Annotated in this window: 16 protein-coding genes; all 16 read right to left on the bottom strand. The window is 47.7% G+C overall.

What is annotated here, in order from left to right; translation table 11 throughout:
- Positions 1-11: 11 nt before the first annotated feature.
- Entirely contained in the window at positions 12-1,406 is a 1,395-nt protein-coding gene (locus M662_RS08790; protein ID WP_026577506.1) for a solute carrier family 23 protein, read from the bottom strand.
- Between the two features lie 168 nt (positions 1,407-1,574).
- The gene (pyrR, locus tag M662_RS08785; RefSeq protein ID WP_152522195.1) at positions 1,575-2,198 is read right to left on the bottom strand and encodes a bifunctional pyr operon transcriptional regulator/uracil phosphoribosyltransferase PyrR; all 624 of its coding nucleotides are present in this window, start codon (positions 2,196-2,198) and stop codon (positions 1,575-1,577) included.
- A gap of 109 nt (positions 2,199-2,307) precedes the next feature.
- Positions 2,308-3,219, bottom strand: a complete 912-nt coding sequence (locus M662_RS08780; RefSeq protein WP_026577507.1) for an RluA family pseudouridine synthase — start codon at positions 3,217-3,219, stop codon at positions 2,308-2,310.
- Complete coding sequence (gene lspA / locus M662_RS08775) at positions 3,216-3,689, bottom strand: signal peptidase II (RefSeq protein WP_008639203.1); 474 nt, start codon at positions 3,687-3,689, stop codon at positions 3,216-3,218. Before lspA ends, M662_RS08780 begins: the two co-directional genes overlap by 4 nt.
- A gap of 168 nt (positions 3,690-3,857) precedes the next feature.
- Positions 3,858-4,379, bottom strand: a complete 522-nt coding sequence (locus M662_RS08770; RefSeq protein WP_008639201.1) for a DivIVA domain-containing protein — start codon at positions 4,377-4,379, stop codon at positions 3,858-3,860.
- Positions 4,380-4,444: 65 nt separating this feature from the next.
- Positions 4,445-5,236, bottom strand: coding sequence for a YlmH family RNA-binding protein (locus M662_RS08765; RefSeq protein ID WP_008639199.1), 792 nt, complete (start codon positions 5,234-5,236; stop codon positions 4,445-4,447).
- A gap of 69 nt (positions 5,237-5,305) precedes the next feature.
- Entirely contained in the window at positions 5,306-5,575 is a 270-nt protein-coding gene (locus M662_RS08760; RefSeq protein WP_008639198.1) for a YggT family protein, read from the bottom strand.
- A gap of 3 nt (positions 5,576-5,578) precedes the next feature.
- Complete coding sequence (locus tag M662_RS08755; protein ID WP_026577508.1) at positions 5,579-6,028, bottom strand: cell division protein SepF; 450 nt, start codon at positions 6,026-6,028, stop codon at positions 5,579-5,581.
- 20 nt (positions 6,029-6,048) lie between these two features.
- A complete protein-coding gene (locus M662_RS08750; protein ID WP_026577509.1) occupies positions 6,049-6,720 on the bottom strand; it encodes a YggS family pyridoxal phosphate-dependent enzyme in 672 nt (223 codons plus the stop codon).
- A gap of 22 nt (positions 6,721-6,742) precedes the next feature.
- Entirely contained in the window at positions 6,743-7,540 is a 798-nt protein-coding gene (gene pgeF / locus M662_RS08745; protein WP_026577510.1) for a peptidoglycan editing factor PgeF, read from the bottom strand.
- A 57-nt stretch (positions 7,541-7,597) separates the two neighbouring features.
- Positions 7,598-7,873 (bottom strand): YlmC/YmxH family sporulation protein, encoded by a 276-nt coding sequence (locus M662_RS08740; RefSeq protein ID WP_008639194.1) that lies wholly within the window; start codon positions 7,871-7,873, stop codon positions 7,598-7,600.
- A 100-nt stretch (positions 7,874-7,973) separates the two neighbouring features.
- The gene (gene sigG / locus M662_RS08735) at positions 7,974-8,753 is read right to left on the bottom strand and encodes an RNA polymerase sporulation sigma factor SigG (RefSeq protein ID WP_008639193.1); all 780 of its coding nucleotides are present in this window, start codon (positions 8,751-8,753) and stop codon (positions 7,974-7,976) included.
- Positions 8,754-8,831: 78 nt separating this feature from the next.
- Complete coding sequence (gene sigE, locus M662_RS08730) at positions 8,832-9,551, bottom strand: RNA polymerase sporulation sigma factor SigE (RefSeq protein ID WP_008639191.1); 720 nt, start codon at positions 9,549-9,551, stop codon at positions 8,832-8,834.
- Between the two features lie 17 nt (positions 9,552-9,568).
- Entirely contained in the window at positions 9,569-10,456 is an 888-nt protein-coding gene (gene spoIIGA, locus M662_RS08725) for a sigma-E processing peptidase SpoIIGA (protein WP_235601461.1), read from the bottom strand.
- A 389-nt stretch (positions 10,457-10,845) separates the two neighbouring features.
- Positions 10,846-12,003: a cell division protein FtsZ gene (gene ftsZ / locus M662_RS08720; protein ID WP_008639189.1), complete on the bottom strand. Its 1,158-nt coding sequence runs from the start codon at positions 12,001-12,003 to the stop codon at positions 10,846-10,848.
- Positions 12,004-12,078: 75 nt separating this feature from the next.
- Positions 12,079-13,380 (bottom strand): cell division protein FtsA, encoded by a 1,302-nt coding sequence (ftsA, locus tag M662_RS08715; RefSeq protein ID WP_008639188.1) that lies wholly within the window; start codon positions 13,378-13,380, stop codon positions 12,079-12,081.
- Positions 13,381-13,597: the final 217 nt, after the last annotated feature.

Here is a 13,597-nt window from a genome sequence, read left to right as displayed (position 1 = left end):
TGTTGGTTATTTCAGGAAGCTGCGTGATGATTGTCTTTCTCTTTGTCCATATCTTCCGGAGCTTCGAACATATTGCCATTGCCGATGCCCTTTTCTTTGCCGGGCAGAATCAGGTTCAACAGGACGCCGATGATTGCAGCTAAAGCCATACCGGCAATTTGGATGCTGTCGGTCACTTGGACGAACGCACCACCGACTCCGATAACAAGGATGACAGATGCGATGATCAGATTTCTCTTTTCACCGAAGTCGATCTGGTTATCGATCAGCATGCGCAGGCCGCTGGAGGCGATGATCCCGAAAAGAAGGATCGAAACGCCTCCCATCACAGCACTCGGTATCGAACCGATGACTGCGGTGATCATACTGACGAATCCGAAGAAGATGGCAATGACCGCCGCTCCTCCAATGACGAACACGCTGTAGACTCTGGTGATCGCCAGGACACCGATATTCTCTCCGTAGGTTGTGTTCGGAGGGCCGCCGAGACAGGAGGCGATCATCGTCGCCACTCCGTCTCCGAGGATCGATTTATCAAGTCCGGGATTCTTAAGGAAGTTCCGTCCGACAACTTTGGATAACACCATTTGATCTCCCGTGTGTTCGGTGATTGTAACGAGAGCGAAGGGAACCATCAGGAAGACGATTTCCCAGCTGAACACATCGAACGGGGAGAAATCAGCAAACGGGACTACGAAATCCGGTGTATGGAATACTGCACTAAGGAACCCTCCGAGAGAGTCTGAAGATGTAACAGCCGACCACTCCGCCTGTATTTCAGTCGTATCTACAATCCCCTGGGTGAGGGCGAAAACATAGCCTCCAACGATTCCGAACAATATCGGAAGAAGGGAGAAGAATCCTTTGAAGAAAATCGATGCGATAATCGTCAACGCGAGCGTAACAAGGGCGACCATGAAGTGTGTTCCGCTGTAAATGTTTTCTTCCTGGCCCGGGAGGTACATCGCCATGTCAATCGCGGTCGAGGAAAGACCTAAACCGATGACAATGATCACCGGACCTACCACAATCGGCGGGAGAATTTTCATTAACCAGTTCGTACCGAAGATGCTGATTAATAATGCGATAAGCCCGTACACAAGGCCGGATAGAAAGCTTCCGACCATTGCTCCTTCTACCCCGTGTGTCTTCGATACTTCCATGATCGGATAGATGAAAGCGAAACTTGATCCGAGATAAGCCGGGATCTTTCCTCTGGTAATCAGCAGATAGGCCAGCGTCCCGAAGCCGCTTGATACGAGGGCGACCGACGGGGACAAGCCGGTGAGGAACGGTACAAGAACCGTCGCTCCGAACATGGCGAATAGATGCTGGAGGCTTAGGGTGAGCCATTTGTGTAATTTTGGTACGTCGTGGATATCCAATGCTGGATTATGTTTTGTCATGATGATTCCTCCTTAGATCAGTCACAGTCATGGGGAGCAAAGGGGCATAAAAAAACCCCTTTGCGTCCCTAGGTACGCAAAGAGGTAGACGTGTACAACGATACACGCTCATCGATACGAACCTTTGAAGCCTCACGGGACTTCCTTTAAAGGACCGGATTATCTGTTTCATTTTTCATAAATTCTCACTTCATCTGCTTCATCCGTTTCGGATAAAGTTACAGTTATAACTTCCTCAAGGGAAGTGGGAACGTTCTTTCCGACGTAATCGGCACGGATCGGAAGCTCCCTGTGTCCTCGATCCACGAGGACGGCCAACTGGATTTGGCTTGGTCGGCCATGGTCGATGAGGGCGTCCATTGCGGCACGCACCGTCCGACCTGTATAGAGGACGTCATCGACGAGGATCACTTTCTTTCCGTCGATATCAGCCTTGATGTTCGTTTCCTTCAGCTGCGGTTCCGGAGCATCCGTTTCCGGAGTCAGGTCATCCCGGTACAGCGTGATATCAAGCTCCCCGTCCGGAAGTTCCGCCCCTTCTATCTCCTGGATCTTATGTTTCAGGCGCTGGGCAATCGGCACCCCGCGGGTCTTGATTCCTACAAGGACCAAATCTTCTATCCCTTTGTTCTTTTCGATGATCTCGTGGGAAATCCTCGTCAATGCACGGCGGATGGCCGCGTCATCAAGGACCGTCGCTTTCGCTTTCATGCACGCTCTCTCCTTCAACAAAAAAGCCACTTTTCCGCATGAGGGCAGAAAAGTGGCTTTGTGAATACACGAATCGCGCATTCTTACCGTTTTCCTTCTCAGCCTCACGGGACTGTCTTTTAAAGGTCTGTTATTTTCTATATCCGATTATGTCAAAGCACGGCTTATTTGTCAAGAAGGGATTCGACAATTATCCTTCTCTTGTCTCCAAATAACGAAGAGCTTCCTTGAATTCCTCCGGCGGTTCCACTTCGAACTGCTTCCATTCCCCGGTGCGAGGATGCTCAAAACCAAGCAATTTGGCATGAAGAGCCTGTCCGTCCAAATCGAGCGTTTTGCGCGGGCCGTACTTCGGATCTCCAGCAAGCGGATGGCTGATATAGCGCATGTGTACACGAATCTGGTGGGTACGTCCGGTTTCCAGACGGCACTCTACCAACGTATAGTCTTCAAAGTGCTGCAGCACACGAAAATGGGTGACCGCATCGCGTCCGTTATCGACGACGGCCATTCGCTGGCGGTCCCTCGTATCCCGGCCGATCGGGGCATCAATGGTACCGTATTCGTGTGTGATGTCTCCATGAACGATAGCCACATATTTACGCTCCACCGATTTCTCAGACAGCTGGCGTGCCAATGATTGGTGTGCCACATCATTTTTAGCTACCATCAGCAGGCCGCTTGTATCTTTATCGATCCTGTGGACGATACCCGGGCGCTCGACACCGTTGATGCCTGACAAGTCATCGCAATGATGCAGAAGAGCATTAACGAGTGTACCGGAATAGTGTCCCGCAGACGGGTGGATCACCATACCGGATGGTTTGTTGACCACAATCACATCTTCATCTTCGTAGACAACATCAAGCGGAATATCTTCCGGAAGGATATCCATCGGCTCCGGCTCCGGGATATACCATGTGATGACATTACCTTCCTGTACTTTATAATTGCTCTTCACCGGCTGATCGTCAACTTTGACGACGCCGTCTTTCAGCCACCCCTGGATCTGGGAACGGGAGGCGTCTTCAATCAGTTCTGCCAAGAGTTTATCGATGCGTGATGATTGATCATTCTCTGTTACGATATACTGTTCACTCAAGAGTTCAAACTTCCTTTCTTTCTCCGCTCGTCGACGAATGTAGCGATCATGATAAGGATTACTCCTATGACGAGGGACGAATCGGCGATATTAAATATCGGAAAATTGTACGTGAAAATGTACGTGTTCGCGAAATCAACGACTTCTTTACGGAACACGCGGTCAATGAAGTTCCCGACGGCACCGGCAAGAATAAATGCTAGCGCGACACCGACAAAACGGCTTTTTCTGCCATATTGATGCAGGTAATAAACGACAAAAGCAATCACAAGAACCGTGATGATATAGAAGAACCACATCTGCCCCTGCAGAATCCCCCATGCGGCTCCCTGGTTTCGGTGCGAGGTCAGGTAGAAGAAATCTTCTATAATCGTAATGCTCTCGCCGAGATTCATTTTAGTCACGACGAGCCATTTGGTCCATTGATCAAGCGCAATCAATGCAATGATAATCAAATAATACACATACATAAGCGTCCTCCATCAAACATATTCCTAGGCTATTGTACCATAAAATCGACCTGCCCATAGAAAAGATGCCGTCCAATTAGAGGGCGGCATCTTCTATACACAGGTACATCCGTTGATCTGAATTAAAAACCTATAATGAAAGAATTGCTTTATCCTTATGTACGTCCCTTACGCCTGCGGGCTGTACGCCTTTTCTTCTTCTTCCACATCCGTTTCATCATCGATTTCCGTCTGGAAGATGTGGTTCCAATCATCGTTTTCAATCATATCAATCTGGGCTTCCACCAGCATACGCAAGCGTGTCTTGAACACTTTTGCCTGCTTCTTCATTTCTTCCACTTCAATGGAAAGGCGGCGGGATTTCTCAAGAGCCTCATTGATGATACGATCGGCATTCTTCTCTGCTTCTTTTACAATCAGCTTCGATTCTTTATTTGCGTTGTTTCTTACTTCCTCGGCCGTCTCCTGTGCTACCAGGATCGACTTGTTGAGCGTTGTTTCAATTGTATTGAAATGGCTGAGACGCTCATTCAGCTGCGTGACCTCGCGCTCAAGCTCTTTCTTTTGACGTATGACGATTTCGTAGTCCTTGATCACCTGATCCAGGAACTCATTTACTTCATCTTCGTCGTAGCCGCGAAAACCCTTCGTAAATTCTTTATTATGAATATCCAGTGGTGTTAAAGGCACACCATCCACCTCCTATATCAAATCCATGTACGTATTCCATTTCGACATGGAACGGCCAAATCCTGCTATTTCGAAGGATTCGTTCCATTTAATTTAGCTGTCTTCACCTTGTATTTCTCTTTTTTCGTCTGGCCGAGCACTTGAAGCAGCCTGCTTCTCCCTTTTCCTCTAAGGGAAAGCATGTCTCCTTCTTCCAGAGAAAAGGCGGGATCTTCCACGACCCGGTAGTTCACTTTCACTTGACCGGAATCAATAAACAGACCTGCTTTTTTACGGGACATACCGTAGATCTCTTTGACGAGGACGTCAAGCCGGAGTGAGGAGACCGTAGACTCCCTTTCCGCCCATTCCTCATCGCTCTCCAGCAATGCAGAAAACGGTTTTTCTTCGAATTGGACGTTTGAGCGTTTAACGCCGGTCAGGTTCATTTTAATGTATTCGCTGATTTCTGACGCCGCGATGATCTGGATTTTGCCGTCCCGGACAATCAAATCACCAAGCTTCTCGCGACGGATGCCCAGAGACATAAAAGCACCGAGGACATCCCTGTGCTCCAGAGTGACGAACTTATCCGGGTACGACGCCTCCAAAAGAACGAGCTGATAGTCCTCCGGTGCAAGTATTTCATAATCCGGCGCAAGAATCGCCCGTTTCCGTTCATTCGACGCACCGCCGCCTTCCATGCCGTAGATAAGGTCGGGATCGTTGCCGAGAATCGTCTTCACGATCATCTGCTGCCTAGGATCGAGAAAGTCTGTCAGCTTCCGCTGGTACTTCATGGCGACTTCCTCCCGCATCGCCGTCACCTGGTCGATGAATGGTTGTTCCTCTTTGCGAAAATGTTGATAGATCTCCAAATCTTCCAACCTCCATAATTACGAAAAGGAACAGATAAAGAGCACGGGCTCTATGACCTGTTCCTTGTTTTAAAGTCCTGAAAGCATGAAATACAGTTGATTCAATCCCTGCCCGGCAAAACGAAGGACCAGGATCGCCACAATCGGCGAAATGTCAATCATTCCAAGCGGCGGGATAATTCTTCGGAACGGTTCCAGGAAAGGTTCCGCAAGTCTTCCCAATATTTCTCCGAAGCTGGATTCCCTTGCTCCAGGAAACCAGGTAAGAAGGATATAAATGATTAAAACCCAACTATATAGTTGTATGACCGTTCCAATAATATTAAACAAAAACGCCATGGCCTACCACCTTCTGTTAATGTCGTCATCTTCCTGTGAAAGCATTTCCGAAATGGATCCGGAAATCTCCACGTTATCCGGCGTACACAGAAACGTCTGTGAACCGAGTTTCTGAATATCTCCACCTATAGCATAAACGGTGCCGCTCAAAAAATCCACAATTCTCTTCGCCTGCATATGATCGACGCGCTGAAGATTAATAACGACCGCACGGCGGCTGACGAGTTGATCGGCGATGTTCTGGGCTTCGTTGTAGCTGCTGGGCTCACTCAAAACCATTTTGGATGAGCCTTTCGCACTCTTCAAGGATACAACGTTACCAGTATCCTGTTTCTTCTGGGAGCGCTGGTTGTACGTTTGCTCCTCTTCCACCTCATCCTCTACTTCTTCTTCGATATATTCATATTCATCATCCAATGTGAAAAAAGAACGAAATTTATTCTTCATACTCATTGTTATCACCTCTGATTTTTTTATTCACCGACAAGGCTTGTCCCAATCCGGACGTGTGTCGCACCTTCTTCGACAGCTAAGGCGTAGTCGTTGCTCATCCCCATCGATAAGTGTTCACATGGAGCATGGGCGTACCCTTTGTCTCTAATTCTGTCTCTTAAAGCTCTTAACTGACGGAACACACCCCTCAGTCTCTCTTCATCGTCCGTATGCGGGGCCATTGTCATAAGGCCTACGACACGGACATTCGAATATTCCTTGATCGCTTCGATAAATGCAGGGACTTCCTGTGCCTGCAAGCCGTGTTTACTCTCTTCTTCACTTATGTTCACCTGGACGAAGCACGGAACAGGCTTGTCTGCGCGTTTATCGATTTCTTTGGCTAATGATTTGCGATCCAGGGAGTGGATGACTGAAACTTTATCAATGATATCTTTCACTTTCCTGGTCTGGAGGGAACCGATAAAGTGCCAGGAAGCATCATCGCCAATTTCATCGTATTTCTCCAGCAAGCCCTCTTTACGATTTTCACCAAGATTGGTCACGCCTGCTGCGACTGCTTCTCTGGCCCGCTCGATCGTGACATATTTCGTAACAGCGATCAAAGTGATTTCCTCCATGGCTCTTCCGCAGTTGCCACAGGCTTGTCTTATATTCTGTTCGATAGTTGCCAGGTTTTCTTCGACCGTCATTCCAAAACTCCTTCTTCTCTTATCATTCCGGGAGCCCGATGAACCCGAGCATGCGTCCCGTTTTTCCATGGTCGCGCCGATGGGAATAAAAGACCGCCTCTTCCTCGTATGTACAATATCCCGATACATGCAGATGTTCCAACGGGATACCTTTCTTGATCAGCATATGGGCATGAAGCGATTTCAAGTCAAGAAGATATTTCCCCGCCTCCTGCTCGATCAAACACGCTTTTTTGTGAGCGTCAGGAACAGCATCCGCTACTTTATCATCGACTTCGTAGCGCTCCATCCCGATGGACGGTCCGATGATGACACGGATATCCTCTTTGCGGCATCCCTGCTCCAGAAGAGCGTCAAGCATCTTCCCCGCCATTTCTTTTACAGTCCCTTTCCACCCGGCATGAGCGATACCGATCCATCCGGTTTCCGGATCGTAAAAGTAAAGGGGAACACAATCCGCGAAGAAAGCCGCAAGAAGTATGCCCCGCTCTTTCGTGATCAGCCCATCTACGCCGGCCACAGCCGTCGCATGGGAAGCCGCACCCTTTCCGCGGTCACTCCTCTGTACGACGTGAATCTTCGTCCCGTGTATCTGCTCGCCGATGACCCAGCTTTCCAGAGGAAATGCAAGCTCCTCCGCAAGCCTTTGTCTATTTTTCACAACGGTTTCCGCTTCATCTTCGACATGGAGCCCCATGTTCAATGTGTGATAAGGATTTTGACTGCAGCCGCCGCTTCTTGTGGAAATTCCCGCTACAAGTTCCGGGAAGTTTTCCAAACAAGCCAGCTGCTTCTCTGATTTCCGTTTGAAGGGTTCCATATTTTCAACACCTCAATTTCTCTTCATTTTAACACATAATTCCGCTTATTTCTTGTTTTATTCCTCTGATTCTGCCTTTTGGGACGTAGGGATGCCCTTGTAGGCGGACTTTTTCACTAAAATGACATCCGCACCGATATTGACGATCTGATCCCAAGGTATGACAAGCTCTTCCTCCTTCCCGAACAACCCCATTGCTTTCCCTTTCAACGTGAGCACAAGCCCTTTAAGACGGCCCCGCTGTGTATCAATATCCAAGTCGCTTATATATCCAAGACGCTCTCCTGTTTCCATGGCAATGACGTCTTTCATCTGCAGTTCCGTGATTTTCATGTATTCCCCTCCTCTCTTACACTATATGCAGAAAGAAACAGGAATAGAAAAAGAGCCATGCATAAAAAAAGCCCCGCCGGATCGGCGGAGCGCTGGATCATCATTGAAACATCGAAGCATTCATTTCTTTAATCGCCGCCTTTTCCAGACGGGAAACCTGTGCCTGGGAGATGCCGATCTCATCAGCGACCTCCATCTGTGTCTTCCCTTGAAAGAACCGCTTCGTCAAAATCATTTTCTCACGGTCATTCAACTTCTTCATGCCTTCCCTGAGAGATAATTCATCAAGCCAGACGGAATCCTTCTCGCGGTCGTCTTTCAATTGATCAACCACGAAGATAGGATCTCCACCGTCATTGTAAATCGGCTCAAAGAGGGAAACGGGATCCTGAATCGCATCCATCGCGAAAACGACATCTTCTTTCGGAACACCCATGCGTTCGGCAATTTCATGAGGAGCCGGATCTTTATTCGTTTCACCAATCATCTTCTCGCGCATCTGCAGTGCTTTGTATGCCGTATCGCGCAGGGAACGGGATACACGAATCGGATTATTGTCCCGAAGGTATCGGCGGATCTCCCCGATGATCATCGGAACCGCATACGTGGAGAATTTAACATTATGACTCAGGTCAAAATTATCAATCGATTTCATTAGACCAATACAACCGACCTGAAACAAATCGTCCCCATATTCCCCACGGTTGTTAAAACGCTGGATGACGGACAATACGAGACGGAGGTTTCCATTTACCAGTTGTTCCCTAGCTTCGGTTTCCCCGCTTTGCAGCCGTTTGAACAGGTCTTTCATTTCCGTGTTCTTCAGTACTGGAAGTTTCGATGTATCTACGCCGCATATTTCTACTTTATGTCGTGTCAATGTAAGACCCTCCCAAGAAGCTGTGACTGTAATCAGTTCTAAGTATCTCCCTGGGAGGAAAATTTATGCACGATGCCCTTATACCATTTTATCGAATTCTCTCTGAAGCCTGCGGATGATTTTCTTTTCGAGCCTTGATATATAGGACTGGGAAATGCCCATCATGTCCGCTACGTCCTTCTGCGTCTTTTCCTTCTTACCGATAAGACCGAACCTGAGCTCCATAATTTGTTTTTCCCGGTCGTTCAACTGCTCCAATGCCGATTTCAACAATTTCTTATCGATTTTCTTCTCGATCCCTTTTGTAATGATGTCCTCTTCCGTACCGAGGATATCCGACAGCAGCAGCTCATTGCCATCCCAATCGACGTTCAACGGCTCATCGAAAGATACCTCTGTTTTTAATTTATTGCTCTTCCTCAAGTGCATAAGAATCTCATTTTCTATACAGCGGGAAGCATAGGTGGCAAGCTTGATTTTTTTCTCGGGATCGAACGTATTGACGGCTTTGATGAGCCCGATCGTCCCGATACTGATTAAATCTTCTATGTTCAATCCTGTGTTTTCAAACTTTCTGGCAATGTAAACGACGAGCCTCAAGTTCCTTTCGATCAACATCGCCCTTGCCGCTTTGTCTCCTTTTGGAAGCAGCTCGAGCAGTTCTTTCTCTTCTTCTCTCGACAGTGGCGGAGGCAGCGCTTCGCTTCCTCCGATATAGTAAATTTCATCCTGCTTGATACCAAGCTTCATAAGCAGACGGTAGTACCACAGCCTCGCCTTAAAGAACCATTTGAACATCGAATCCCCCTCCTGGATCATGCAGATTTACCTTTTACCATCATGTGCGGGTGAATAAGCATGTGATAAAGACGATCATGGGTCAAATCCTTCTGCTGGACGCCGAGCAGCGGATGCTTCATTTCTAAATCCCCCGCATCCGTATGGACAATGATCCGCTCGACAACCAGTGTCAACAGCAGGCCGCTTTGAGACCCGGCTGCCCTGAATGGAACGAGCCGGATCGCAGCCTGTGTCTCTTCCGCCAAGTCCTCCATCGTAACCGTCACCTTGTCCACATCCAAACGATCCAATTCTTCTTTTGAAAAAAACTGCCCCCACAGGTGCTGATCTGCTAAAAATACAATTTTTCCGCTGAGCGGATCGGTGAGCTGATTTCCACTGTCGACGAGCCCTTTACAAACTGCCTGCCGCCCCTGCCACTCCACCGTCACGTCGTAAATATCTTCGAGCTTCATCCGGTGGACACTGACTTGGTTCAAACGCCATTTTGTAAAAAAATAAGAGACCGGAAATCCCAGGACGACAAACAGCCAACTGACCGGGTCACCGTAACCACCGCGAAACGTCACGACCGCTCCGTGCAGCACATTCACTTCTGAAGCCAAGAAATAGTGTACCCCCATCATGCTTCCACCGATCGCAAACGTAATGAAATAAAAACTGATCCACTGGACGAAAAATGCGCGGAGAGAGGTGAATGTAAAGGTTACCCAAATGATAAGCAGAGAAAAAACAAGTTTACCCATACTGCTGACCATCCACGAATCCGGCATGTAGATCGTGATAGGGACGATGGTCGATGCAACAAAGGCGCCTGTTACCATCCGTAGCCTGGATGACTTTGACCGCGTTACCCCCTGTGTAAGCGAAAGAATCATCCCGTCCATCAATAAATTGAGCAACCAAACAGCATCTAGGTATATGATTCCCTCTCCCCTCCTTCTCTGTCTGCTGTTACTAAAAAAGTATAAGGCCGTCCTTATGAAAAGTCTGTCAGAATCTGAACCTGTATTTAGCAAGTTTTGTAGAAGGGTGAAATCATACTCCTGATGCTTCTAATACGAAAGAGTCGACGAAGGAAAATAAAAGAGAAAGCAAATGTATTAAGGGAGAAGGTTAAGGGAATAAAGCCTTAGGAACGCATAAAACGCGGAAAACAGACGGCTTTTCGTAAAATGAATATTATTTCATAAACTTGGCTGGATGAATCCGTAGAATAGGAAAGTTCCCTTGAAATCGAGTTTTCAGAACAAAAAAAACCGCCTGAAAAGGCGGTTTTTCGAAAACTGGTTTATCGACGGCGGTTGCGGTTACGCAAGAATGTCGGAATATCCAGCGTGTCTTCTTCCTGATTCGGTTTCTGCTGGGGCTGTGGTGTATGACGACGTGGCTGTTCTTCACGAACGCTCTGTCGCTCCGGCTGCTGCTCCACCTGTTTAGGCTGGCTTGCCGGGTTTGCCTGAGGGCGTTTCTTCTGCTGTCCCTGTGCAAGTTGGGACTCGTCAAATCCAGTAGCGATCACGGTCACAACGATTTCATCTTTCAAGTTCTCATTGATAACGGAACCGAAGATGACGTTTACTTCCTGATCTGCTGCGGATGTTACGATATCTGCCGCTTCCTGTACCTCATAGAGGCTTAAGTTAGCGCCTCCACTGATGTTCATAAGGACACCGTGTGCGCCATCAATCGATGTTTCAAGCAACGGGGAGGAGATCGCTTTCTTCGCTGCTTCCGCTGCTCTGCTTTCTCCTGTTGCTATACCGATTCCCATCAATGCAGATCCTTTATCGACCATGATGGTCTTCACGTCTGCAAAGTCGACGTTAATTAATCCAGGAACGGCAATCAGATCGGAAATACCTTGGACACCTTGACGAAGGACGTTATCCGCTTCGCGGAACGCTTCAAGCATCGGAGTATTTTTATCAACGATTTCAAGAAGGCGGTCGTTAGGAATGACGATCAGTGTATCGACTGCGCCTTTCAATCCTTCAATTCCGCCTGTAGCTTGTGTAGAACGCTTACGTCCTTCAAATGTGAACGGACGTGTCACGACACCTACAGTCAAAGCACCAAGTTCTTTAGCCACCTGGGCGATAACCGGTGCAGCACCTGTTCCGGTACCTCCACCCATTCCGGCAGTAACGAACACCATGTCTGCTCCTTGAAGGGCTTCCTCGAGCTGCTCTTTGCTTTCTTCTGCTGCTTTACGGCCTACTTCCGGGTTCGCACCCGCACCAAGACCACGCGTTAATTTACCGCCGATCTGCATTTTGACTTCTGCTTTAGATAAGTTCAGTGCCTGGGCGTCCGTATTCACCGCAATGAATTCGACACCTTGGACACCGTGCTCGATCATACGGTTGACGGCGTTGCTACCGCCGCCGCCTACCCCGATTACTTTAATGGTTGCCAGTTGGTCCATGCTTGTATCAAAATCTAACATCTTCCGTTCCTCCTAATACACGAGATTACAAGATTTATTGGTTCGTCTGTCCATCGACCGACTCAAACTTGTGGGTTAATCAAAGAAATACTTCAATAGATTGCTGAAGCCTGACTCTTTTTTCTTCTCTGGTTTCTTTGTTTCTTCTTTCTGCTGTTGTTTAGCCGTTGATCGCTTCTGTTTCTTCGGCTGCTGCGATTCTTCATGGAAGTCTTCCGATACGGAAGGGAAAATCTCTTTCCCTTGTATTTTCGCATTACGATAGGCGAATTGCAAGATGCCTACGCCGCTGGTGAACTGCGGTTCTCGAACACCTATATAATCCGGGATGGCAAGCCTTACATTGGCATGGAACACGTCCTGGGCCAGTTCAAGCACACCGGGCATATTCATCGTTCCACCCGTCAGCACGAAACCGCCGGGCAGCTCACGCACACCCATCTTCTGAATCTCCTGCGCAGCGAACACGAAAATTTCTTCCATTCTAGCTTCAATCATATCAGAGATTTGCAGTTGATTGAATGCTTGTTGACGATTACTTCCAATTATTGTGACAGAAAAGTTTTCTTCTTCATTAGCATCGTCGAAAAAGGCGTGACCGTGGTTCATTTTAACCTGTTCCGCTTCTTCTGTAGAAGTACGCAGGCCGATGGATAAATCCTTCGTTACATTATCTCCGCCGAACGGGATCATGCCCGTGCCCTTCAAATGCCCTTCTTCAAATACGGAAACTGTAGTAGAACCGCCTCCAACATCGATCAGAGCGACACCGAGGTTTGTTTCATCCCCGGATAAGGAGACAGTGCCGGAAGCGAGCGGCTGCAGACAAACATCCAACACTTCCAGTCCTGCTCGTTCCACACATTTCAATGTATTATGTAAAACGGTTTTCGCGCAGGTAATGATCATTCCTTCCATTTCCAAACGAACACCGATCATCCCTCTTGGGTCTGTAATTTCATCCTGTCCATCCACGATAAACTGTCGTGGTATGACATCTATGATCTCCCTTTCCGGCGGAATAGAGACGACTTGTGCAGCATCGATCACACGGGCGATATCTTCGTTACCGATTTCACGAGTTTCGCTTGAAACGGCTACTACGCCATGACAGGACTGCAGTTGTATATGATTACCGTTTACCCCGACGACGACGCGGTCGATCTTCATGTCCACCATCCGCTCCGCCTGCTCTACGGCAGAACGAATCGAATGGACCGTTTGGTCGATATCCACGATAGCGCCTTTCTTCATTCCGTTCGATTTTGCTGTGCCAACCCCGATAATATTGAGGCTGTCGTTCATCACTTCTCCAATTATCACTTTAATCCGACTTGTACCTATATCTAAACTAACTAAAATTTCATTCTGATTCACCAGTGACGCACCTCCTGTAACAAGCCATATAAGTAGTTCAAAGCATATCGAATTCACGTTCAAAAAACAATCGCTGCAATATAAACGTAAATGAATTGATATATTCGAATGGTTTATGCATTTCCTTTATCCTAGTGGCAAACTGGTACTATATAGTTGTTTTCCACAGACTTTCGTTAATTTCCTTTTAAATACGCTGATTTTTTTCATCTTTTCA

The sequence above is a fragment of the Bacillus sp. SB49 genome (assembly GCF_000469135.2).
Classification (GTDB): Bacteria; Bacillota; Bacilli; order Bacillales; family Halobacillaceae; genus Halobacillus.
The sequence above is the reverse complement of the archived record's forward strand: the minus strand, read 5'-3'. Positions and strand labels throughout refer to the sequence as shown.

What these genes read in the sequence shown, in the direction of transcription:
- M662_RS08790 (WP_026577506.1), bottom strand. Translation starts at nt 1,406, where the DNA reads ATGACAAAACATAATCCAGCATTGGATATCCACGACGTACCAAAATTA.
- pyrR (WP_152522195.1), bottom strand. Translation starts at nt 2,198, where the DNA reads ATGCGCGATTCGTGTATTCACAAAGCCACTTTTCTGCCCTCATGCGGA.
- lspA (WP_008639203.1), bottom strand. Translation starts at nt 3,689, where the DNA reads ATGTATGTGTATTATTTGATTATCATTGCATTGATTGCGCTTGATCAA.
- M662_RS08760 (WP_008639198.1), bottom strand. Translation starts at nt 5,575, where the DNA reads ATGGCGTTTTTGTTTAATATTATTGGAACGGTCATACAACTATATAGT.
- M662_RS08755 (WP_026577508.1), bottom strand. Translation starts at nt 6,028, where the DNA reads ATGAGTATGAAGAATAAATTTCGTTCTTTTTTCACATTGGATGATGAA.
- M662_RS08750 (WP_026577509.1), bottom strand. Translation starts at nt 6,720, where the DNA reads ATGACGGTCGAAGAAAACCTGGCAACTATCGAACAGAATATAAGACAA.
- pgeF (WP_026577510.1), bottom strand. Translation starts at nt 7,540, where the DNA reads ATGGAACCCTTCAAACGGAAATCAGAGAAGCAGCTGGCTTGTTTGGAA.
- M662_RS08740 (WP_008639194.1), bottom strand. Translation starts at nt 7,873, where the DNA reads ATGAAAATCACGGAACTGCAGATGAAAGACGTCATTGCCATGGAAACA.
- sigE (WP_008639191.1), bottom strand. Translation starts at nt 9,551, where the DNA reads ATGTTCAAATGGTTCTTTAAGGCGAGGCTGTGGTACTACCGTCTGCTT.
- ftsZ (WP_008639189.1), bottom strand. Translation starts at nt 12,003, where the DNA reads ATGTTAGATTTTGATACAAGCATGGACCAACTGGCAACCATTAAAGTA.